This is a genomic window from Tenacibaculum tangerinum, from assembly GCF_029853675.1.
Taxonomy (GTDB): Bacteria; Bacteroidota; Bacteroidia; order Flavobacteriales; family Flavobacteriaceae; genus Polaribacter; species Polaribacter tangerinum_A.
Genome location: NZ_CP122539.1, coordinates 1,362,336 through 1,386,188 on the forward strand (window position 1 = coordinate 1,362,336; position 23,853 = coordinate 1,386,188).

Annotated in this window: 24 protein-coding genes; 19 read left to right on the forward strand and 5 right to left on the reverse strand. The window is 33.3% G+C overall.

What is annotated here, in order from left to right:
* Positions 1-59: 59 nt before the first annotated feature.
* Positions 60-872 (reverse strand): M48 family metallopeptidase, encoded by an 813-nt coding sequence (locus P8625_RS05755; protein ID WP_279652525.1) that lies wholly within the window; start codon positions 870-872, stop codon positions 60-62.
* Positions 873-1,007: 135 nt separating this feature from the next.
* Here P8625_RS05755 and P8625_RS05760 point away from each other — a divergent pair, with 135 nt between their 5' ends.
* From P8625_RS05760 to P8625_RS05810, 10 genes are all read left to right on the forward strand, one after another.
* Positions 1,008-1,880: an alpha/beta hydrolase gene (locus tag P8625_RS05760; RefSeq protein ID WP_279652526.1), complete on the forward strand. Its 873-nt coding sequence runs from the start codon at positions 1,008-1,010 to the stop codon at positions 1,878-1,880.
* Positions 1,881-1,921: 41 nt separating this feature from the next.
* A complete protein-coding gene (msrB, locus tag P8625_RS05765) occupies positions 1,922-2,344 on the forward strand; it encodes a peptide-methionine (R)-S-oxide reductase MsrB (protein WP_407704773.1) in 423 nt (140 codons plus the stop codon).
* Positions 2,345-2,389: 45 nt separating this feature from the next.
* A complete protein-coding gene (locus P8625_RS05770; protein WP_279652528.1) occupies positions 2,390-2,944 on the forward strand; it encodes a DUF1572 family protein in 555 nt (184 codons plus the stop codon).
* Positions 2,934-3,422, forward strand: a complete 489-nt coding sequence (locus P8625_RS05775) for a hypothetical protein (RefSeq protein WP_279652529.1) — start codon at positions 2,934-2,936, stop codon at positions 3,420-3,422. The genes P8625_RS05770 and P8625_RS05775 overlap by 11 nt, the downstream gene beginning before the upstream one ends.
* A gap of 75 nt (positions 3,423-3,497) precedes the next feature.
* Positions 3,498-4,826 (forward strand): signal recognition particle protein, encoded by a 1,329-nt coding sequence (gene ffh, locus P8625_RS05780; protein WP_279652530.1) that lies wholly within the window; start codon positions 3,498-3,500, stop codon positions 4,824-4,826.
* Positions 4,827-5,296: 470 nt separating this feature from the next.
* Entirely contained in the window at positions 5,297-6,181 is an 885-nt protein-coding gene (gene folD, locus P8625_RS05790) for a bifunctional methylenetetrahydrofolate dehydrogenase/methenyltetrahydrofolate cyclohydrolase FolD (RefSeq protein ID WP_279652531.1), read from the forward strand.
* A gap of 471 nt (positions 6,182-6,652) precedes the next feature.
* Positions 6,653-8,605, forward strand: coding sequence for an N-6 DNA methylase (locus P8625_RS05795; protein WP_279652532.1), 1,953 nt, complete (start codon positions 6,653-6,655; stop codon positions 8,603-8,605).
* 32 nt (positions 8,606-8,637) lie between these two features.
* Entirely contained in the window at positions 8,638-10,056 is a 1,419-nt protein-coding gene (locus tag P8625_RS05800; protein WP_279652533.1) for a restriction endonuclease subunit S, read from the forward strand.
* The gene (locus P8625_RS05805; protein ID WP_279652534.1) at positions 10,049-10,534 is read left to right on the forward strand and encodes a hypothetical protein; all 486 of its coding nucleotides are present in this window, start codon (positions 10,049-10,051) and stop codon (positions 10,532-10,534) included. The genes P8625_RS05800 and P8625_RS05805 overlap by 8 nt, the downstream gene beginning before the upstream one ends.
* A gap of 65 nt (positions 10,535-10,599) precedes the next feature.
* Positions 10,600-10,875 (forward strand): hypothetical protein, encoded by a 276-nt coding sequence (locus tag P8625_RS05810; protein WP_279652535.1) that lies wholly within the window; start codon positions 10,600-10,602, stop codon positions 10,873-10,875.
* A gap of 499 nt (positions 10,876-11,374) precedes the next feature.
* Here P8625_RS05810 and P8625_RS05815 read toward each other — a convergent pair whose 3' ends face one another.
* Positions 11,375-12,079, reverse strand: a complete 705-nt coding sequence (locus tag P8625_RS05815) for an HU family DNA-binding protein (RefSeq protein WP_279652536.1) — start codon at positions 12,077-12,079, stop codon at positions 11,375-11,377.
* A 687-nt stretch (positions 12,080-12,766) separates the two neighbouring features.
* Complete coding sequence (pepE, locus tag P8625_RS05820; RefSeq protein WP_279652537.1) at positions 12,767-13,474, reverse strand: dipeptidase PepE; 708 nt, start codon at positions 13,472-13,474, stop codon at positions 12,767-12,769.
* A gap of 442 nt (positions 13,475-13,916) precedes the next feature.
* Between pepE and P8625_RS05825 the strand changes: the two genes are divergently transcribed.
* The 6 genes from P8625_RS05825 (at position 13,917) to P8625_RS05850 (ending at position 20,037) form a co-directional block, all read left to right on the forward strand.
* Positions 13,917-14,738: a carboxypeptidase-like regulatory domain-containing protein gene (locus tag P8625_RS05825; protein WP_279652538.1), complete on the forward strand. Its 822-nt coding sequence runs from the start codon at positions 13,917-13,919 to the stop codon at positions 14,736-14,738.
* Positions 14,735-15,559, forward strand: coding sequence for a carboxypeptidase-like regulatory domain-containing protein (locus P8625_RS05830; RefSeq protein WP_279652539.1), 825 nt, complete (start codon positions 14,735-14,737; stop codon positions 15,557-15,559). The genes P8625_RS05825 and P8625_RS05830 overlap by 4 nt, the downstream gene beginning before the upstream one ends.
* Entirely contained in the window at positions 15,556-16,332 is a 777-nt protein-coding gene (locus tag P8625_RS05835) for a carboxypeptidase-like regulatory domain-containing protein (protein WP_279652540.1), read from the forward strand. The genes P8625_RS05830 and P8625_RS05835 overlap by 4 nt, the downstream gene beginning before the upstream one ends.
* A gap of 84 nt (positions 16,333-16,416) precedes the next feature.
* The gene (locus P8625_RS05840; RefSeq protein WP_279652541.1) at positions 16,417-17,211 is read left to right on the forward strand and encodes a hypothetical protein; all 795 of its coding nucleotides are present in this window, start codon (positions 16,417-16,419) and stop codon (positions 17,209-17,211) included.
* Between the two features lie 33 nt (positions 17,212-17,244).
* Positions 17,245-17,736, forward strand: coding sequence for a DUF6702 family protein (locus P8625_RS05845; protein ID WP_279652542.1), 492 nt, complete (start codon positions 17,245-17,247; stop codon positions 17,734-17,736).
* A gap of 72 nt (positions 17,737-17,808) precedes the next feature.
* A complete protein-coding gene (locus P8625_RS05850) occupies positions 17,809-20,037 on the forward strand; it encodes a M1 family metallopeptidase (RefSeq protein WP_279652543.1) in 2,229 nt (742 codons plus the stop codon).
* A gap of 77 nt (positions 20,038-20,114) precedes the next feature.
* On the opposite strand, the gene P8625_RS05855 is transcribed toward P8625_RS05850, so the two are convergent.
* A complete protein-coding gene (locus P8625_RS05855; protein ID WP_279652544.1) occupies positions 20,115-20,549 on the reverse strand; it encodes a hypothetical protein in 435 nt (144 codons plus the stop codon).
* Between the two features lie 423 nt (positions 20,550-20,972).
* Here P8625_RS05855 and P8625_RS05860 point away from each other — a divergent pair, with 423 nt between their 5' ends.
* Together P8625_RS05860 and P8625_RS05865 are read left to right on the forward strand one after the other, a co-directional pair.
* A complete protein-coding gene (locus tag P8625_RS05860) occupies positions 20,973-21,743 on the forward strand; it encodes a hypothetical protein (protein WP_279652545.1) in 771 nt (256 codons plus the stop codon).
* A gap of 50 nt (positions 21,744-21,793) precedes the next feature.
* A complete protein-coding gene (locus tag P8625_RS05865) occupies positions 21,794-22,534 on the forward strand; it encodes a helix-turn-helix domain-containing protein (protein ID WP_279652546.1) in 741 nt (246 codons plus the stop codon).
* A 17-nt stretch (positions 22,535-22,551) separates the two neighbouring features.
* Here the strand turns inward: P8625_RS05865 and P8625_RS05870 are convergent, their stop codons facing one another.
* Positions 22,552-22,773, reverse strand: a complete 222-nt coding sequence (locus P8625_RS05870; RefSeq protein WP_279652547.1) for a hypothetical protein — start codon at positions 22,771-22,773, stop codon at positions 22,552-22,554.
* Between the two features lie 754 nt (positions 22,774-23,527).
* Here P8625_RS05870 and P8625_RS05875 point away from each other — a divergent pair.
* Entirely contained in the window at positions 23,528-23,797 is a 270-nt protein-coding gene (locus P8625_RS05875; RefSeq protein ID WP_279652548.1) for a DUF6787 family protein, read from the forward strand.
* Positions 23,798-23,853: the final 56 nt, after the last annotated feature.

Below are 23,853 nucleotides of genomic sequence, written 5' to 3' on the forward strand. Positions count from 1 at the left end.
CAATAAAAAAACCGCTCATATAACATGAACGGTTTGCAATATACTATAATTTATCAATCTTATTTACTCGCGGGCGTGTTGAATTTGGCTGCCAATCTTTTTGCTTCAGGTAAAAAATTTCGTAATGTTTGAATACGTGTTTGATTCGACGGGTGTGTACTCATAAATTCTGGTGGTGCTCCTCCAGCGCCATTTCGTTGGCTCATTCGTACCCATACTTCTGCTGCTTCTTCTCCTCTATATCCTGCCATAATCATAAAAACCAACCCTAATTTATCTGCCTCTGTTTCGTGTTGTCTGCTAAACGGTAGCATAACTCCTACTTGAGTTCCTAAACCGTACGCCATGTTCCACATTTCGGCATTTTTGCTATTTTGAGTACCCAATGCTACTGCCATGCCTCCTAATTGTTGTAGCTGTCCTGTAGACATACGCTCTTGTCCGTGTTTTGCAAAAGCATGTGCTACCTCGTGCCCCATCACAGAAGCAATTCCGTCTTCATTCGCACAAATGGGTAAAATTCCTGTATAGAAAACTACTTTTCCTCCTGGCAAACACCAAGCGTTTACGGTTTCGTCTTCTACTAAATTAAATTCCCATCTGTAAGCATCGGCTTCAGCTTTCATTCCGTTAGCTCTCATAAAGCGATCTACAGCGGCAGAAATGTTCTTACCAACACGTTTCACTTGATTCACTTTTGCGGTATTGGTAGATAATTTATTCTCTTCTAAAAAACCCTTGTACTGTGCAAAACTAGCAGGTAAAATTTGAGCATCATCTACAAAATTTAATCGTTTTCTTCCAGTTATTGGCACTGTACTACAGTCTACCAAAAAAACAGCTAAAAAAGCCAAGGTCATTATTTTTTTCATTATCAAATAGTTTTTAAGATTTTATGTTTATGGTTATATTTATTAAGACACCTAATTTATTCTTTTTGTCACAAATTTTCTAATAGATTATGTGTTTAAAATTACAAATTCTATCTTTATGGTAAAAATTAATTCATGAATTTCACGCATTCTAAAATAGCAACTCCCACTCTTAACATCCCCAAGCCTATTATTTTTACGGCACAAGCTTTACAAATTATATCTACGAATTGGGCGGCAAAATTTGGTGCTAAAATTTTTACCACACCTGTAAACTTTACCATTCCTAAAAGAGAGAGGGTACTGCTAGAGAGCGCACAAAAAACAACACTACACATACCCGCTATTTCCAGAGACATTAAAGTACTTTCTTATGGATATGCTCCTAAAAAAGTATTGTGGGTACACGGTTGGGCAGGAAGAAGTACACAACATTATTTGATTGCTGATAAATTATTAGAAAAGGGGTACATGGTTATTTCGTTTGACGGACCTGCACATGGTGAATCTTCTGGTAAAACTACCCACCTACTTGAATTCTTAGCCACTATCGCTGAACTCAACAAGCAATTCGGACCGTTTGAAGCTGCTATCGGACATTCGTTTGGAGGGGTATGCTTATACAATGCGATTCCAGAAGGTTTTGCTGTAAATAAATTGGTTACTGTGGGGGCTGCCGATACCCTATCAGATGTCATCTTAAATTTTACTAAAAACTTACACGTAAAACCTCGTATCGCTTATAAAATGAAACGTTTGTTTGATAAACAATGGCAACGAGATATTGACACCCATGCTTCGAGTTACAAAGCCAAAAGCATATCAATACCTACACTAGTGGTACACGATTCATCTGATGGTGATGTGGCTGTAAGTTGTGCTCTTGCTATACGTCAAAACTTAGTAAATGGAAAGCTTTTAATTACAGAAGGATTAGGACATACCAAAATTCTTCGCAATGCAAAAGTAGCCTCCAAAATTGTAGACTTTATAATTCAAGAATCATGAGAAGATTTACCTTTTTATTCATTTCAATCATCGTATTAAGTATGTCTGCTTGCGCTCAAAGCAAGAAAAAACATACCATTAACAAAACCGACAGTGAGTGGAAAGAGCTACTAACACCTATGCAATATTTTGTGTTAAGAGAAGCGGGTACCGAACGTCCGAATTCAAGTCCTTTAAACTACAACAAAGAGAAGGGAGTGTATGTTTGTGCTGCTTGCAAAACTCCGTTATACCAATCGCAACACAAATACGATTCAGGCAGCGGTTGGCCTTCTTTTGATAGGGCTATTGAGGGTAATGTAGCACAAGACACCGATTATAAACTCGGATATGCGCGTACCGAATTGAAATGTGCTACGTGTGGCGGACATCTAGGGCATTCGTTTGATGATGGCCCTCAAGAAACTACAGGCAAACGCCATTGCATTAACGGAGTTGCTTTAGACTTTATTCCTAAAAAATAATGGATGTAAATTTTGTAGCTTGAAGCCTTTTTAAAATCACACTTTATGATTAATTCTTACCTAACCAGTGCACAAAAACAATTCAAATACTATAAGTCTTTAGGAGACAACACCTTTAAGCAACTGAATGAAGAACAGTTTTTTTGGCAAGCGGGTGAGGAAAGTAATTCTATTGCCATTATTACCAAACACATTGCTGGAAATATGCTTTCTAGATGGACGAACTTCCTCTCTGAAGATGGCGAGAAAGACTGGCGCAATCGTGATGATGAATTTGTCAATTCTTTTACTACCAAAGAAGAAGTTGTTGCGTATTGGGAACAAGGGTGGAGCCGTTTGTTTGCTACAATTGACACGCTTACGGAAGCCGATTTAGAAAAAATCGTGTACATTAGAAATCATGGACATACCGTTACAGAGGCTATCAACAGACAGTTATGCCATTACGCTTACCATATCGGTCAGTTGGTTTTCTTAGGAAAAATGCTTCAAAATGAAAAATGGACATCTTTATCCATCCCTAAAAATGCTTCTAATCAATACAATGCAGAAAAGTTTTCCAAAGAAAAAAAACGCAACCATTTTACAGATGATTTATAATCATATCATACGGCTCTATAAATTAGCATTCATTTTACTTCTCTCTACCCTATTATATGCTTGTCCGGCAGCAAAATCGTATCCGTATAAATTAGTCAATCACAACGACCAAAACAATATAGTTGTGTATCAAAACGATTCCATAAAAATAAATGTTCACTACATTCATTTCTATACCACATCATATACTAATCTTTTGTATGGAGAAATTGAATTTTTATCCGATTCAACCATCAATAAAAACGGGTATACCATTTCTTTAACCTCTAAAAACTTTGGAGAAATTCCCAGTACAAAAACTACTAACAGTTACTATTCCCCAGAAATATATAGGCAAAAAAACCTAAAAAAAGACACTACCAATCTATTCTTTTTTCAGTTGAATTTAAAGCATAAAAAATCTATTAAAAAACTAAAGAAAGATACGGTGGATGTTCATATCAACAATAAATCATATAAATTTATACCTTCTCGCTAAAAAAATCTACGAACAAATTGCTAAAAACTAACAACTAATACCTAAATTTGTGCTTCTAAAAAATGAAGCCGATACATGTTTAATAATTTAAGCGAAAAGTTAGATAAGGCGTTACATACGCTGAAAGGACACGGAAAAATTACTGAAGTTAACGTTGCGGAAACCTTGAAAGAAGTCCGCAGAGCTTTGCTAGATGCCGATGTTAACTTTAAAATTGCAAAAGAGTTTACCAAATCTGTTAAAGAGAAGGCTTTAGGACAAGACGTATTAACGACGTTAAACCCTGGGCAGCTAATGGTAAAATTGGTTAAAGATGAATTAACCGAATTAATGGGCGGAGATACAGTAGGTATTAACCTAGGCGGTTCTCCAACTGTAATTTTAATGTCGGGTTTACAAGGGTCGGGTAAAACCACTTTTTCTGGTAAACTGGCGAACTACCTTAAAACCAAGAAAACAAAACAAGTATTGTTGGTAGGATGTGATGTATACCGTCCTGCGGCAATCAACCAGTTGCGTGTTGTTGGAGAACAAATTGGGGTTGAGGTATATGCCGAAGAAGGCAATCAAAACCCTGTAGAAATTTCTCAAAATGCGATTAAGCATGCCAAAGCAAACGGTAAAAATGTGGTGATTATCGATACCGCAGGTCGTTTGGCGGTGGATGAAGAAATGATGACCGAAATTGCCAACATTCACAAAGCTGTGAATCCGCAAGAAACCTTGTTTGTGGTAGACTCTATGACAGGACAAGATGCGGTGAATACTGCCAAGGCTTTTAACGATATCTTGAATTTTGACGGAGTCGTGTTAACCAAATTAGATGGTGATACACGAGGGGGTGCTGCATTATCGATTAAATCGGTAGTAGACAAGCCTATCAAATTTATTGGTACGGGTGAGAAAATGGATGCCATCGATGTATTCCATCCAGACCGTATGGCAGATCGTATTTTAGGAATGGGAGACGTGATTTCGTTAGTAGAGCGTGCCCAAGAGCAATACGACGAAGAAGAGGCTAGAAAACTACAAAAGAAGATTGCCAAAAATCAGTTTGGTTTTGATGATTTCTTGAATCAAATCAATCAAATCAAAAAGATGGGGAGCATGAAAGACTTGGTAGGAATGATTCCAGGAGCTGGTAAGGCTTTAAAAGATGTAGATATTGACGACGATGCTTTTAAAGGTATTGAAGCCATTATACATTCGATGACTCCTGAAGAAAGAACAACACCTGCTGTGATTAATGCAAGTCGTAAAAAACGAATCGCCAAAGGTTCGGGGACTTCGGTGCAAGAAGTCAACCAATTAATGAAGCAATTCGACCAAATGAGCAAAATGATGAAGATGATGCAAGGCGGTGGCGGAAGAAAAATGATGCAAATGATGAAAGGCATGAGATAATATAGAAAAGATGGGTGTTTTGCCTGTCTTTTTTTGTTTTGTTTACACCGATAAAGTAAACAGTATTCAGTAAGTTGTATTTATGAGTTTGAGAACTGTATGGGCATAAAAAAAGAAGTTGAGTTCGCCATGGAAATTTTTCACTCAAGCAGGTTCAGTATGTTTGCCAATCGCAGAGGCTTTCAGAAAGAGACAATACCCAAACCATTTTAAAAGTAAACTCTCTGACGCAGATAAAAACGCTGAAACACCATTTTGGTTAACATTTGCTTTAGCATGCAACTATATTGATTTTGAAAAGAAAAAAGACTAGAATACAAAAGCGAATACGTTGGGAAATTAATCAAGTACATGATGAACAATCCTGATAGATTTGGAATATTACAAACAATTACAACACCAAATACTGTGTACTGTGCAATGAGGACGACTGTGTACTGTACTCTGTATACTGAAAATTTGACACGATTATGATTTTACTAGACGGCAAAAAAACATCAGCAGATATTAAAGAAGAAATTGCTTTAGAAGTAGCAGCATTGAAAGCAAACGATAAAAAGGTACCACATTTGGCAGCTGTTATTGTGGGTAGCGACGGTGCCAGTTTAACTTATGTAAATGCCAAAGTAAAAGCCTGCGAACGTGTAGGGTTTGAATCTACCTTAATTCGCCTTCCAGAAGACACTACCGAAGAAGAATTGTTAAATGAAATTGCCATCTTGAATGTTGATAATGATATAGACGGATTTATCGTACAATTACCCCTACCCGACCATATTGACGAACAAAAGGTACTCATGGCAGTTGATCCCGATAAAGACGTCGATGGTTTTCACCCGATGAATGTGGGAAAAATGACGTTGAACTTGCCTACATTTATCTCTGCCACTCCTTTTGGTATTTTAGAATTGTTAGAACGCTATAAGGTTGAAACTTCGGGCAAAAATGTAGTGATTATTGGTCGTAGCCATATTGTAGGAAGTCCGATGAGCATTTTACTATCACAAAAAAGAAAGGTAGGAAATGCCACCGTTACCTTAACCCATAGCAGAACCAAAAACCTACAAGAGGTTACCAAAAAAGCCGATATTATCGTTGCTGCCATTGGTATTCCTGAGTTTTTAAAAGCCGATATGGTAAAAGACGACGTAGTGGTTATTGATGTAGGAATTACCAGAGTTGCCGATGCTTCTAGAAAAAACGGTTTTCGATTGGTAGGAGACGTTGCTTTTAACGAGGTAGCCGCAAAGGCATCGCACATTACCCCTGTACCGGGCGGTGTGGGGCCTATGACCATTGCCATGCTCTTAAAAAACACCTTATTGGCTTGTGAGCGTAGAGAAGAAGGGTGTTAATACAATACACGTAACATATACTATATAAAAGGCTGCTCTTAGGGGCAGTTTTTTTGTTCTGAATAATTTATATGTTCTGTTTATACTCTATTACGAGCCTTTTACCCATCTATTTAATTGTTGTTTTTTGTTATATTAGCTAGTTTTAAAAAAGTCGCATTTACAACGTATATCGGTTGAAAAAGAAGTAGATTAATTAAAACTAAACCACTGATAAAGAGTTATAATAGAACACACTCTTACATTCAAAATAAAAATAGTTAAGTTTAGAATACTTATACAAGATTGTAAAAACCTTAAGTGTAAAAGCAAAAGAATAATTAATAAAATACAAAGATATTATCAAATAAATGAAACTAACCGAAATATTAAGAGACAGTAATTATAAGCTAACCCAGTTCACAACAGACCAAATTGAAACTTTAGAAAAAACTATTTTTTTAAAAGAAGTCCGTGGAAAAGAAGTGCCTTATGTTACTTGCTTGGTTAGAAGAAAAAGACATTCAATTAAAACCAGAAGAAGTAGTAAGACAATTGTATTTAATGGTTTTAAACGAGCAATATGGATATTCTTTTGATAGAATGGAGATAGAATATGCTGTAAGTTTTGGGCGTGAAAAAAAACGTGCAGACATTGTTATTTTCGACAAACAAGATACGCGTTCAATCTACATAATGGTTGAATTAAAGAAACCCAAACTTAAGGACGGAAAAGAACAACTAAAATCTTATTGTAACGCAACTGGAGCACCAATTGGGGTTTGGAGTAATGGAGATTCAATTTCGTTTTACCATAGAAAAGACCCAAATTATTTTGAAGATTTATCTGCTATTCCAACCGCAACCGAGAAATTATCAGACATTTTAACCGAGCGTTGGACGATAGATGATTTGGTAAAGAAAGACAAACTAGTTACCGAGAAAAAATCATTGAAAGATTTGATTTTGGAAATGGAAGATGAGGTTTTGGCTAACGCTGGTGTAGATGTTTTTGAAGAATTGTTTAAACTTATTTTTACCAAGCTGTATGACGAAATGGAAAGTGGCAGAAACAAATCTCGTCATTTACGTTTTAGAAATTACGGAGATACTGAAACCGAACTAAAAGAAAAAGTACAGGAAATTTTTGAGAATGCTAAAAACAAATGGGAAGGCGTTTTTACACAGGAAAGCAAAATAATGCTTACACCTTCTCACCTATCAGTATGTGTTTCTTCTTTACAAGACGTAAAACTCTTCAATTCAAACCTAGATGTAGTAGATGAAGCTTTTGAATATTTAATTGGTAAAAGTAGTAAAGGTGAAAAAGGACAATATTTTACACCACGTTATGTAATTGATATGTGTGTAAAAATGATGAACCCACAAGTACATGAAACTGTTATGGATACAGCAGCTGGTAGTTGTGGTTTCCCTGTACACTCTATATTCCATGTGTGGGAGCAAATTTTAAAAGAAAAAGGAATACCAAAAAGCCATTTGTTTACAGCAGAAGAAAAACCAGTAGAATGTACAGACTATGTACAAAATAATGTTTTTGCTATCGACTTTGACGAAAAAGCAGTTCGTGTGGCTCGTACCTTAAACCTAATTGCGGGTGATGGACAAACAAACGTTTTACACTTAAACACCTTAGATTACGAACGTTGGGATGAAAAAACCGAAGACGAGCAATGGCAAGATACCTATTACGAAGGTTGGAAAAAACTAAGAAAGTTAAGAACTACCAAAAACAGCAATAGAGATTTTGACTTTGATGTTTTAATGGCAAACCCACCTTTTGCAGGTGATATTAAAGAAAGTAGAATTTTAGCAAAATACGAACTCGGTAAAAAACCAAACGGAAAATACCAAACCAAAGTTGGAAGAGATATTTTATTCATTGAGCGTAATTTAGACTTCTTGAAACCAGGCGGTAGAATGGCTGTGGTGTTACCACAAGGTAGATTTAACAATAGTAGTGATAAAGCTATACGCGATTATATTGCCGAAAAATGTAGAATTTTAGCAGTTGTTGGTTTACACGGTAACGTATTTAAACCGCATACGGGTACTAAAACCTCTGTATTATTTGTGCAAAAATGGGACGATACATTGTGCCCTAAAAAAGAAGATTACCCAATCTTCTTTGCTACACAACAAGAACCTAGCAAAGACAATAGTGGCGAAAAGATTTTTGTAAAGAAAAAAGATTATCCGAATGCAAAAACGGTACACAAAGATGCAGATGATGATAGGGTTGCTGAACCCATAGACCATTACAACGAAACACCAGAAAATTTAGACGAGTTTTTATTAGACACTCACGGACACTTAATTGTAAAACACGATTTATTTAACCACGACAATTTAACACAAGACGGAATTGCAGAAGCCTTTTTAGAATTTGCTAAAAAAGAAAAACTGTCTTTTGTGGGAAAGTAAATAGCCCTTTTAACGAAACTAGATATAATGAGTTGTTAGAAGGGCTTGAAATTAAGGAAGTGATGTTTGATAAAATAAATTCTACTGAACTTGTCAGATTAGAATCAGAATTTTATACAGCAAAATCATTTGATTTAATCAATCCATTTTCAGGGGAAGAGATTATTGATTTAGTTCAATATGGTACTTCAAAAGAATTGAATGAAGAAAATGACGGATATCCAATTCTTCGCTTAAATGAGTTTGATAGTTCATTCATTTCAAAACCGTCAAAGTATTGTGATATTATTGATGAAAAAACTTTTCAATCATTAAAACTATTGAAAAATGATGTTTTGATTTGTCGTACAAATGGTAATTTTAGATATGTAGGCAAAAGTGCATTAGTTCCAAAGGATTATGAATATGCTTATGCATCGTATCTTTTTAAAATTCGACCTAAAAATGAAATGATTAATTCTAGTACACTTGTTTCATTTCTAAATTCAAAATATGGGAGAATTGAAATTGAAAAATACTCAATGGCAAGTAATCAAGTTAACTTTAGTCCTGCGAAATTTAGACAATTACGAATACCTAGATTTAGCGAAGTCTTAAATAAATTTATAGAGAATTTAACGTACAATTCTTTTGAGAATTTGCAAAATTCTAAACAATGTTATTCCCAAGCTGAAAATCTATTACTACAAGAAATAGGTTTAAAAGACTTCACACCAAGTAAAGAACCAGTAAACGTAAAAAGTTTTAAAGACAGTTTTGCTACAAGTGGCAGATTGGATGCAGAATATTATCAATTAAAATATGAACAAGTAGTCAATAAGGTTAAAGACAAATCTTATGACACTTTACAAAACCTAGTAGATATTAACAAGTCTATAGAGCCAGGTTCTAAAAATTATGCAGAATCGGGTTTACCGTTTATGAGAGTTGCCGATTTATCAAAAAATGGCTTGTCAGAACCTCAAAAGTTTATTTCAGATTCATTTATTAAAGAAAATCGAGATAAAATAAGTGATTTAAAACCTAAAAAAGGAACAATTTTATTTTCAAAAGATGGTAGCGTTGGTATTGCTTATCATTTGAGACAAAATTATAACGGAATTACTTCTGGAGCAATTTTGCATTTAAACATAAAAGACGAAAAAAGAATATTGCCTGAATATTTAACGCTGGCTTTAAATTCAAAAGTTGTACAAATGCAAGCGGAAAGAGATGCTGGAGGTTCTATCATTTTACATTGGAGAGTTGGAGAAATTGAAAATGTTGTAGTTCCAATAATTGATTTTGATAAACAACAACAAATTGCCAACTTAATCGAAGAAAGTTTTGCTCTAAAAAAACAAAGTGAGTATTTATTAGAAGTAGCTAAAAAAGCAGTTGAAATTGCCATTGAGGAAAATGAAGAGGTTGCAATAGCATATATTAACAATCAATCTAATTCAAATGGCTAGTACAGAAAATATAAGAATGTGGATTGAACAATCTGATATTGATTATATAGGTCATTTCATTAAAGCTTGGATTCCTTTTAATGCTTGGTATAATGATACTTTTTCAACTTTAACTTCTGACAGACAGAAAATATCTGCAATAAAATCTCAAAATAATACAGTTAGAAGAGGCATTAACTCATTAATGGAATCTAATTCACAACTAGGTCAAGAGTTTAAAAGTAACTTATCGGCTTTATACTATCAATTGCAACAAAACCAAATTGATGGTCGAGATGGAAGAATTTGGTTTGAAGATGCTCTAAAGGAAAAAAATAGTATTGATTTAATAGATAATAGAGAATTTGGTAGAGATAAGTATTATTTGAAACGCACAGACGGACAATTTCTTGGTCAGGTTTCTGAAATGAAGATAATCGTAAAGAAAAATCAGATAACTCTAATATATTTGTTTATACACATACTGAATACGACATAACTCATTTACAATCATTTCCCGATTATCAGAGTTTAAGCCACACAAAAAAGGAACAAATTAGAATAATGTTTCAAGAACTTAAACCAATACAAGTTGAAACATTACTTGAAACAAACAAAAACGAAACACCAATTAATTATTACCAATGTGATTCTTATGTTTTGAGAAGAGACACAACAAACAGTTGTTATGCAATCTATGTTGTTAAAGCATTAATCGAGATTTTGTATCAATTAAGAAATGTATTATTTCACGGAGAATTGGTACCGAATAAAGGAGCTCAAAACGTATATAAAGAAGCTTACCTAATATTGAAAATGATTTTAGATAAAATAAGGTAAACGAACAGAAATCAAAGCGCATTTAAAGTTCACTTTCTGTTTTATAACTAAAAAACAACAAGCTTTTCGCATGATGAATGGCTTGTTGTTGACAACCTTTCGATAACAGCAAACACTACTTCCCTCTCCTAACACGCAACTTCTCTACCTCTTCAATAGTAAGCTCTGTTTTTTGCCTATCAGCTTATTCTCAAGACTTCTTTCTTTCAAAATCTTAACTATTTTTTCATCCTTTCACAATTTCTAAGCCCCAACGATTAACGGTATTACTAAATTTATACATTTTAACTATTGGCAACACCCAAAAATGAATCGGGTTAACGACCCGAGCCTAATCGGGTCAGCAACCCGAGCCTAATCGGGTCAACGACCCGAGCCTAGTCGGGTCGACACTCCAAGCCTAATCATAACGACAACCCGAGCCTACTCGGGTCGACACTCCATAAAAAAAGCTCATAGATACTACCCTATGAGCTTTTATTTAGGCACTTAGCATACCTTACGAAACAGCGGTAACTGTAAATGATGATTCTGAGATACGTACTTCTTTTAAATACACCCCTGCTGTATACGTTGCCTGTGTTTTAATTCTAATTTTATAAGCACCTGCTGCTAAGCTAGGCGCCTGCCCTATCAGTTTTTTATAACCATTCTGAGCTAAGTATTGCACCTTGGTTTCGGTACCGTCTGCTGCAACAAAATACAAGCCTATTTCTTCTTTGTCGCCTTCTATCTTTAATCGAAGTCCGTTTAGCTCAAACAATCCGTTAGAAGTAATAGTCGTATTGGTTGTTTGGCTTGTAATATCTTTACAGTTGTTAATTACAGTACTGGTAATAGGCGCTGTTATTTTTTGTAACGGAATATCTTCTTTAATCTCATTAATTAATTTTCCGCTGTTTAAATTTACGTGTAGCTTGTGAATATCAGGATTAAGACTATCTTCTTCAGTTTGAAAAACTCCTGTAATAGAATAGCTTATGTTTACGATAGGCAAGTTGATGTTATCACCCTCTTCTATAGATTCTATAATCTCTTCATAAAACGAATTCAATACTGCTACAATATCGGTTTTACTCACTAAGTTTCGTTTTCGTAGCATTTTCTCAATCAATTCTTCCTGATTAATCGTACGCTCGGTTAATATGCGTGCCGAATAATTGCTTTCTTCTGTTAACATGTTTTCTGTTAAATAATACTTCATAATATCAATTTTTAAATTAAATTACTTTTTCAATAACGTTTACTGGTAGCCCCTATTCAAACATAAAGAGATACAACGCTGTGAGCCCTGTATAAGCAAACTGATGCTAATTTTAAAAAAAAGGATATGAATGCAGTATTGAGAAATAATAGCGTAGTAGCAATTTACTTTTTACCTTCCTTTTTCTTATAGCGAGACTAAAATACTGTTTTTTTTAACTGCTTCGCGTTTTTTGAGAATATTTTAACGTTTGTTATTATGAGTTTTTAGTGATGAGTTTTTAGTGGTGAGTTTGGTGTTATACGATTTATGGCTTCTTATTTCGCATTTAGACCCATTGTTTACCATTGACATTTTTCTTAACAACTTAGATTTCACATAGAACACTCTTTTCTAAGCTATTTTCTTTTTCTATTGATGTTAACCCTTCGGCTACGCTCAGGATAAAACAAGACAAAAAATCTAGTGTTAACCTGCCTCCACCCAAAATAATTATCCTCGTACCTAAATTAACGTGAGTTCGAGATACAACATCAAATTTAATTTACTAAAAATCAAAATATTGTCATGTCGATAGAACGAAGTATGAGTAATGAGACATCTCAATAACATGAATTACTCATCGTATTGAGATAATAAGGTTTTATAGTTTACCTTAACTAATGTTAGAACAGTACTCCTCTTACCCTAAAAATACTCGCTAATCTCTGTATTTGTTGCCAATTCTACCGCATCTTTGTTTTGTTGAAATAAGCGTGCGGTGTGGTTGCCTCGTAACACAATGGAAGCTCCATTCACTTCAAGCCAACTACCTTCACGCAGCCCTAATACGGGAGTTTCATTAAACACATGGTATTCTTTAATACGTGTTTCTCGGGTTTCGCCCATGTGGGTAGAGTCTGGATTCGGATCTAAATAATGCGCATTGATATTAAACGGAATAAACCCTAAGGTTGTAAAACTCGGCGGATATACGATAGGCATATCGTTGGTATTCATCATGGTTACCCCACAAATATTACTTCCTGCACTGGTACCCATATACGGCGTTCCGCTTTCTACTGCTGTTGTTAAAGCTGAAAGGATCTCGTTTTTATACAACTGATGCACCAATTCAAAGGTATTTCCGCCTCCTGTAAAAATAGCTTCAGCTTGCGCAATGGCTTCTTTCGGATTCTTATACTCATGAATTCCAATCACTTTTTTATCGATGGTTGCAAAAGCTTCACGAGCTATGGCAGTATACTCATCATAGGTTTTTCCGCTTGGTCGTGCATACGGAATAAATAAGATGGTACCCGCTTCTTTAAAAAAATCAGCTAAGGTTGGTAAAATATAGACTAAGTATTCGCTACCATGAACGGTGGATGTGCTTGCTATGAGTAGTTTTTTCATGTATTTAAAATTTGTTGCCTCTTGATTGTTTGTTCGTATTATGTACTGTAAAACGTGGGTTTGAGATACTGTAGTTTTAAACTTTAAGGTTTGTAGCCTAAAACTAATTTAAAAACATCGTTGCGAACAAAGTTAGAAACCGCTGCGGTTCAGCAGAGCTACATCTCATGTACATAAGTAAGGCTTATTATTGAGGTGTATCATTTCTCATACTTCACTCCTTCGACAGGACGTACTACTGATTTTTATCTAACTCTAGCAGATGTTTTATCTTGAACTCACATTATAAAAGCATCTTCTGTGAAGGCTTTCATACTTCAAATTAACACAAATTTACCAAAGTGTTAAAACATTTTTAAGACACATTGGTGTTTTATTTGTAAGACAAGAAGTTTTACACTTCTTTTTTACAATTATTTAAGCGCATTTTAAAAACATTTGCATGACACCACAACTACCCATTACTTTACTACTCTTTTTGATTGCTTCGCACGTCACAGCTCAGGAAAACCGAAAATTCTTCTATGCTACCATACAAGATGAAATGGGTGCTGTTGCAAATGCCCACGTTATTAATCTAACTACGAAGCAAGGTACTTTTACAAACGATTTTGGTAAGTTTAAAGTGTTGGCAAAACCTAACGATACTTTGCAAATTTCGTTTGTGGGGTATGAAACCAAAAAAATTGTGGTAGCCATACATCACTTCGGAATACAAGAAAATACTATTCAATTAAAAAAAGTACCTATCGAATTGGATGAAGTAGCTATAAAAAAGCATCATTTAATAGGTTTTATTGCTGTAGACACCAAACAGACACCCAAAGATATTGCAGCTGACAAGTCGAAAAGCGCTCTAGATTTTTCTATGATTGATTTTAAGAAATCAATTATTTTACCCATTGACGAAATGGATAGAGCCAAAGCTCCGAATATGCTACTAGAAATTGACCCCATTAGCAAATTTGCTGGTGTTGGTTCAGGTTTTAGTACTGGCCTTGATAAATACTCAGCAAACCTAAAAGCATTACGAAAAGATATTAATTATAAAGAAACTTTTCCTAAAATGTTGCTCTCTGAATTTGGAGAACACTTCTTTTTTAAAGAGCTTAAAATTCCCGAAGAAAAATATCTTCATTTTTTAGCGTACTGCAATCCTTTAGGAATCGAAAAACTTTATAAGGAAGGAAAAGTTTTAAAAGTAATTGCTATTTTAAAAGAAGAAAGTAAAAGCTACTTAAAAATAAAGAACGAAGAAAGATGAAAAGAACAGTCTTCTTTATCATTTGTAGTACGCTTTCTTTAACCGCTTTATCTCAAAAACATCGAAAATTCTTCTATGCTACCTTACAAGATGAAATGGGTGCCGTTGCAAATGCGCATGTGATCAATCTAACTACGAAGCAAGGTACTTTTACAAACGATTATGGTAAGTTTAAAGTGTTGGCAAAACCTAACGATACTTTGCAAATTTCGTTTGTGGGATATGAAACCAAGAAGTTTATGATAGGCATACATCACTTCGGAATACAAGAAAATACTATTCAATTAAAAAAAGTGCCTATTGAATTGGAAGAGGTAGAGCTAAAAAAGCATGATTTAACAGGTTTTATTGCTTTAGATTCAAAAAAAACTCCTGAAGACTTAACCCATAAACCCATAAAAAAATTAATGGATATTATTATGGGAATTGATTACAGTACTCCCATCATTAAAAAGTTAGATTATATCGATAAACATGTGAAGCCCCCCAATGTAGAAACTGACCCCACCCAATTAATACAGGGTGTTTCTCTTGGACTGGTCATTTCTCTTTCAAAAGGAAAAAGTTCAAAGAAACAACGGGATACACGAAAAAAACTAAAAAGTAAAGAGACTTTTCATAAAATGTTGCTCTCTGAATTTGGAGAACACTTCTTCTTTAAAGAGCTTAAAATTCCCAAAGAAAAATATCTTCATTTCTTAACGTATTGCAATCCTTTAGGAATCGAAAAACTTTATAAGGAAGGAAAAGTTTTAAAAGTAATTGCTATTTTACAAGAAGAAAGTAAAAGCTACTTAAAAATAAAGAACGAAAAAGAATGAAAAAAACATTATTCCTTATCATTTGTAGTACGCTTTCTTTAACCGCTGTATCTCAAAAACATCGAAAATTCTTCTATGCTACCTTACAAGATGAAATGGGTGCCGTTGCAAATGCGCATGTGATCAATCTAACTACGAAGCAAGGTACTTTTACAAACGATCATGGTAAGTTTAGAATTTTAGCAATACCCAACGATACATTAAAGATTTCGTTTGTGGGGTATGAAACTAAAAAAATTGTGGTAGCCATACATCACTTCGGAATACAAGAAAACCATATCAAACTAAAAAAAGTACCTATTGAATTGGAAGAGGTGGAGCTAAAAAAGCATGATTTAACAGGTTTTATTGCTTTAGATTCAAAACATATAAAATCTGAAAAAGAAATCAATGCCGAAACGTTGAATTTACCTTTTGCGGGCTCTAGAATACTTACTCCAGCCGAAAGAAGATTGCATACAGCGATGACAAGTTCTGCAGGAATTCCGCTAGACCCGCTGTTAAATTGGATGTCTGGTAGATTAAAAAAACTGAAAAAACTCAAAGCGATTGAAGACACTGAAAAAAGAGTACAAAACATACGTACTAACTACCGCTTATACATTTCAAACGAACTGAGCATATTACAAGAAGATATTGAACGATTTATTTATTTTGCTGAAGGAGCAGACGATTTCAACTCTTTTTACCTAAATGATGAAATGAGCATGATTGAATTCTTGCAAAAGAAATCTATTGTGTTCAAAAAACTAAACCCTAAAAATTATCATTAAATCTAATACATCTATTAATTTTTTCTATGGCTGTTTGTTAAGAATATTTTGTACCTTTAGAAGTAAGCAAAACAACCTATACACATGAAAAAAGCGCTCCTCCTTTTATTTTTGTTATCTCAAATTATATATTCACAAGAAGAACGAAAAACACTTTTTGGAATTGTTTATGATGAAGATGGTGTTTTAGAAAATGCTCATATCGTTAATTTTTCAACACAACAAGCCACATTTGCTAATGAAAAAGGAGAATATAGGCTTTTTGCTAAACCCACAGATTCTATTAGATATAGTAGTATAGGTCATGAAACTATATACTTAAAACTAACTAAAAAAGATTTTAATACCTACAGAAAAATAACTACGCTCAAGAAACAAGATTACTTGCTAGATGAAATCCAATTGATAAAGAATCAACTTTTTGGTGAGCTTTCTATGGATTTAAAAAAAATAAAACGAGATAAAAAAGCAGAAATTGCAACGAGTACAACCGATTTTTCTAATGTAAATTACACTACTTATACTGCAGACGACCATATTAACAAACACGTAAAACCTATTGTGGTAAGAGCTGACCCTACCAAAGAGTTTGAAGGAATGGGAACCACCAATGTTATTCCCTTTAAAGAATCGGCTGAACTATGGAAGCTACGTAAAGAATTAGCTTTTAAAGAAAATATGCCCACCAAACTATTGAATGAATTGGGCGAAGATTTCTTTTTTTCTGAATTAAAAATTCCAGTAGATAAATACTACCACTTTCTCGAATACTGCAATCCACTTGGTATTGAAAAGTTGTATCAGAACCGTGAAGTCATGAAAGTGATTCAAATCTTAAGGAAAGAACACGAAGAATATCTTAGAATCATTGAAAAATAGTACTTTGGCGCACTAATTGATGTTGAACCAACCATGAAGAAATTTTTCATTTTTTTATTTCTATTTCCCTTACTATCGTTTACACTACATAAATATTATATCGCCTTAACGGAGATAGAATATATCGAAGATACACAAAGCGTGCAAATGATTATGAATGTATTTATGGATGATATTGAAACTGCAATTAATAAAGAGTATCATACCGACTTACGAATTGCAACAAAAAATGAACTCGCAACTATTAATGACTATTTTTATACCTATCTAAAAAAGCACTTCAAAGTAAATATAAACGATGAAGAAAAGGTTTATAAATTCATTGGTAAAGAATACGACGGTAACATTGTGTATTTTTATTTAGAAATAGAGGGTGTTTCATCACCCAAATCAATAAAAATAACAAACGATATTTTAGTCAAACACTTTCCTGAACAACAAAACCTTATCAAAGCAACAGTTAAAAAGCAGCGTAAAAGTTTGTTTTTATCAAGTGATAATGATAAAGGTTTGTTAAAATTTTAATAAAGCTTATTTTATAGTAGCAAGATTTCGTTAACTTTCGCCTTATTTATTTAAAAATTAATAAGCATCTACATGAGAAGATATTCTACGTTACTATTTTCGGCACTCTTCATATCAGCTTCTATGTTTGCGCAAGAAGCACCCAAAAAAGAACGCCAACAAGGCCATACCGATCAAAACAAATTCCGACAATTAAAAGATTTGTTAGCCACTCCTAACGATCAACGTACTGCATCAGGAGCACCGGGTCATGCATATACACAACAAAAGGTAGATTATGTAATGAACCTACACTTAGATGAAGCTACCAATAAACTGTATGGAGATGAAGATATTACCTACCATAACAACTCGAAAGACCACTTAGAGTACTTGTGGTTACAGTTAGACCAAAATATGCGCGCTCCAGATTCTAAAACTCCCTTAGTAGAGTCGAAAGGAGCAACTGATTTTCAAACCCCAAGTGGTTTTGTAAAAGAAAATATGGGAAAACCGAAAAAGTTTGGTTTTAATATTGAAGCTGTAAAATATGCAGATGGTAGAGACTTATCTCATACCATTAACCGTACCATGATGCGAATTAACTTACCCAAGCCACTGGCTCCAGGCGAAGTTTTTAAATTTAAAATTAAATGGAATTATTTAATTAACAATCATGTTGAAGATGGAGGGCGCTCAGGTTTTGAATTATTTCCTGACGGAAATAAAAACTATGTGATTGCTCAGTTTTTTCCAAGATTATGTGTGTATAACAATGTAGAAGGTTGGCAAAATATGCAATTTTGGGGTCGCAGTGAATGGGCATTAGAATTTGGTGATTATGATGTAAAAATTAACGTTCCTGCCGATCATATTTTAGAAGCTACTGGCGAATTACAAAACGAAAAAGAAGTGTTAACGAAAGAACAACGTCAGCGTTTTGAATTGGCTAGAAAATCGTTTAACAATCCTGTATTTATTGTATCTCAAAAAGAAGCTGAAGAAAATGAAAAGGAAGGAACAACTAAAACGAAAACATGGCATTTTAAAGCTAAAAATGTTCGTGACTTTGCTTTCGCTTCATCAAGAAAATATATTTGGGATGCTATGGCAGTAAACATTAATGGTAAAACCGTAATGGCTATATCGTTATATCCTAAAGAAGGAAACCCCTTATGGGAAGAACACTCAACTCGTGTGGTTGCCAATACTTTAGAAGAGTATTCGAAAATGACCTTCGATTATCCTTATTCCAAAGCTATATCGGTACATGCGAAGCGTCAAGGAATGGAATACCCAATGATTTGTTTTAATTTCGGACGACCAAATCCTGACGGAACTTATTCTGATAGAGTAAAAAATGGAATGATTGGCGTGATTACCCATGAGGTAGGACACAACTTTTTTCCTATGATTGTAAACTCTGACGAACGTCAGTGGACTTGGATGGACGAAGGTTTAAATTCTTTTGTAGAAATTTTAGCCGAACTAGATTACGATCCAAATTTTAATACCCGTAACTTACCGAAAGACATCGTTCGTTATATGAGCTTAGACCAAGATAAATTAAGTCCAATCATGTCTCAAGGTGATTATGTACATAATTTTGGTCCTAACGCCTATACAAAGCCGGCTGCTGGTTTATATATGTTACGCCAAACAATTATGGGACCAGAATTATTTGATTACGCTTTTAGAACCTATTCTAAAAGATGGATGTTCAAACACCCTACTCCTGCTGATTTCTTTAGAACTATGGAAGATGCATCTGGTATGGATTTAGATTGGTTTTGGAGAGGTTGGTTTTACACAACCGATTATACTGATATTGGCATTAAAGACGTAAAACCTTTATACGTAACCAATAAACCTAACGAAGAAACAAAAAAGTTACAAGAACAATATCCACACTACTTTACTCGTATGGGTAAGCTAGTGTATTTAACAACCAACAAAGATGATGCTGATAACTCTGCTGTTAAAACATATATTAACAGCTTATCTGCCGAGGAAAAAGCGAACTTAAAAGATATTCCTAATTATATATACCAAGTTGAGTTTGAAAAACCAGGCGGTTTGGTAATGCCTATTATTGTAGAATTAACGTATGCCGATGGTAGCAAAAAACGTGAAACTTTCCCCGCTCAAATATGGAGAAAAAATGAGCATGAGGTATCTCGTGTATTTACTTCATCGCAAGAAATTAAAAGTATTGTTGTAGATCCTGATTTAGAAACTGCTGATATTGATACTTCCAATAACAGCTGGCCAAAACAAACAACAAATAAGTTTGATGCTTTTAAAAACAAAGCTAAAAACTAAGATATAATATGCAACCATAAAAAAGCAGCTTATAAAATTTTATAAGCTGCTTTTTACTTTTTTTAAGTTAACGTATTTTATTTTTTAAATAATTTGTTAACGTCTTCATACGTAAGTAACTTAGAAACCGTCATAATATCTGGATCTCTACTTACATACTGTTGAATTTGTAGCAATACGACCCCTTCTTCTTTAGAATATTTTAACCAAACAACCTCGCCATTGGCTTTGATTTTGTATGGATCTCTAGGATTTTCTTCAAATCCACGCATAATTATTTGATGCAATTTTTCTACATCATTATCTAAGTTTTTAAATGAAAAATGAACATACTCGTGTATGGGATCATTAATATTTTTATAATAAAAATTATAGGCCTTATCCCCTATTTTCTCTAAATAAACATATTCTATTTTTCCTACTATTTCTGTTTTAGTAGTTTCGATAAATTCAATTTGTGAATAAGAGGCTAATGAGGATAAAATAACTGCTAAAAGGAGAAGTTTTTTCATAAAATCTAAGGTTTTTATATTGTTTTTAATGTCTAAATATAACTAAAACCAAAACGTATTTTACTTTTATATCGTATTTTTATCAATTAATTTATTTTATAATACATATTTGATTTGCAAAAAACATATCATTTCTAAATAGTACTATAACGCATGTATCTATGTAAAAATGAATAAACTATTCACCCAAGTTACTTAGCTTTTATGAATTGTACTCACTAAATATTTTTTATTTTGCAGTCATATTAATTTTCTAACCTAAAAAAGCATGTTCAAAAAACTATCGTTTTTATTTGTATTGATTTTTTATTCTACTCAATGCTTTTCTCAAATACCTTACCCATACAGTAAAAGTGAATTAGAAAATTTTAAAAAAAGTTTTACCAATATAGAGAGATTGGGGTTGATAGCTCTCTTTATTACATGAGTAAGCTACGACAAACGAACAATGCTTCTTATAAAACTTTTGCTTATGCAGCAATAGAATATTTAAAAACAAGAGAAAAACAAGCAGTTGATGTTTCTTTTTACAATGATAGCATTCATAAATACCTCTCTAAAATTCCAAAAACACGTGAAAACTATCCCATTCTTTTTGACATACACATACTATTAGGTAACTCTAATAAAAGAAGAGAGTTAATTGAGCCTGCGCTGCAAAATTATGTTATCGCCGAAGATTTTGCTTTACTAGCCAATGATATAGAACGAATTATTAAGATAAAAGGGAATATAGCCCTTATTTATCAGGATATGGAAGAGTTTGACAAAGCCTTAGATAAGGGAAAACAAACACTTGAGCTAATAGAAAAAAATAAGAATAAGCTTGCTGAAAAATATTATAGTAGTAAATACAAAAAAATGTCTAATGTTGCCGCCATTTATGCTACTTTATATAAAAATGATACTTTAAAAAACAAATATGCCGCCGACTCTTCTTTACATTATTACAATACTATTTTAAGAAGTAAAGATTTTAACTTCAATGACTACTATCTTGGTAAAGTATATTATGGTATAGGAACAATTTATAGCTTAAAGAGGCAGCTCATCAAAGCTAGTTTTTTTCTTGAAAAGAGTTTAGAATTATTTCGAAAAAGCAAGTCTCAATCATACTTATACAAAGGGTATTATAATAATGGGTATAATTATTATATGCTAAACGATATAGAAAAGGCTAAAAAAACTTTTTAACTGCTTTAAGCATTAAAAAGGATACTGTTTTAGATTATAACTATATGAGCATGCACAACTACCTTTCTAAGATATACTCCAAACAAAATAAAAAGGATTCTGCTAACTATTATTTAAACACATTTATTACCGACTACCACAAAATAACTTCAAGGAATGAGCAACAAATTAAAGGAGCCTATAAAGTTGATCTTGATGAAAAAATAAAAGAATTGAAAGAGTTGAAAGAATATATTGCCAACAAAGATTCTTACTACACTACTATTTTTAGTAGTTTGGTTGCCATTTTACTGTTTATTAGCTTCTTGGTAATAAAAAACGCTAAAGAAAAAAAGAAAGCAAATGAAAAACTAAATGAGTTATTGGCTAAAATTTCAAAAAAAGAAGACTTAAACGAAAAATCATTCTCTTTATCTAATAACTTTAAAATAAAAGACAAACATCATCAACAGATTATTGAGGGACTCTTAAAGCTAGAAGAAAAAAAATACTTCTTAAAAGAAGAGTTCAATTTATACAATGCAGCCAAAAAAATTGGAACGAATACCACTTACTTATCAAAAATCATTAAAGAACATAAAAAAATGAGTTTTAATGATTATACGAACGAGTTAAGAATTAATTACATTATTGAACTACTTAGTAGCGATAAGAAAGTTAGGTCATATACAACACAAGCCATAGGAGAAATAGCTGGATATAAAAATGCAAAATCGTTTACACGAATATTTAAGAAATATACAGGAATAACTCCGTATCAATTTATTGAAAAAATTGATACGGAGTTGTAGCAAATTGGTTCTTTGACTTATAATCCTAGACTCTTCTTGTTATTTTTCTCATAACATTCATCTCTTGTACCACCAGGAGGCAGCTTAAAACATTCCTCTTCCCCATCTGTATCAGGATCTCCATAACCGTTCGAACTAAAGTCCGATGGCAATTCTATTGGATCACCTGCAAAAACTTTAGATTTTTCTTCTGATGTTAATTCGTATTTCACTAACGATTGAATTGATAAACGCTTCATAAGTTTTTAGTTTTAGTTTTTAGTAAAGTTAATTTTTTTACCTACAGGGTTTAATTTTACGACATTAGCCACCTTATAACAACATCAAAACATTGATAAACAAATAATTAACCCTTTTTTTAACCTGCTATTTTTTTTAAATAGTACCTGCTCTTTTCTTAAATAGTTACTGAATATGTTTCTTTAGCATCTCTATTTTTCTAATATTTGAGACAATTAATTCTTAAACGCAGAACCTGAAAAGCGTAAGGAAAACTTAAAATAACATGAGTTCGGGATATCATTATGTTGATTTTAAGATTTTATCTCTAAAGCCTATTTAAAAATGTCATTCCGACCAGAGGAAGGAATCTCATGCAGACAAGTAACTCATGTTATTGAGATGTATCATCACTCATATTTCATTCAATCGACATGACATGCTTTTGATTTTGAAGGAACTTAATTTGATATTTTGCATCGAATACTCACGTTAAAGTAATTTTTATCCCTCACGTTTAATACACAAAAGTTGTATTCACACATAGTTTCTCTGAGCTTTTTTAATGTAAAAACGTTTCTTGTAAACAAACTTTATAATTTGAAAACGAACACATTATAAAAAAACTTCAATAAAAAAATCTGATAGAGAACAAAAAAAGAAGCCCTTTTTTGTTTTGTAGACGGCTACAATACTTTTCTATTAAATATCTTAGGAGGTAAACATTTGTTTGCCTTTTTTCTTTTAGTTACTTTTGCTGCCATATTATTAATTATGGAAAAATTAAAACAACGTTGGGGAATAGAAAATAATTGGGCTTTGGTCGCTATTCTAATTGTCTTTGCTATCAATGGCTCATTTGCTGCTTGGGTTGCAAAACCTGTTACCAATCTATTAGGCTTGTCTGCAGAGACCATGAACCCATGGGTATATTACCCTTTAAGAATCTTGCTTATTTTTCCTATTTATCAGGCTACCTTACCTATTGTTGGATGGCTTTTTGGGCAATTCAAATTCTTCTGGGAGTTTGAAAAAAATTCTTAAGTCGCTTGGGGTTAGGCTTTCTATTTAAAAAAGAAAATTAATATTCTTATTTTCTA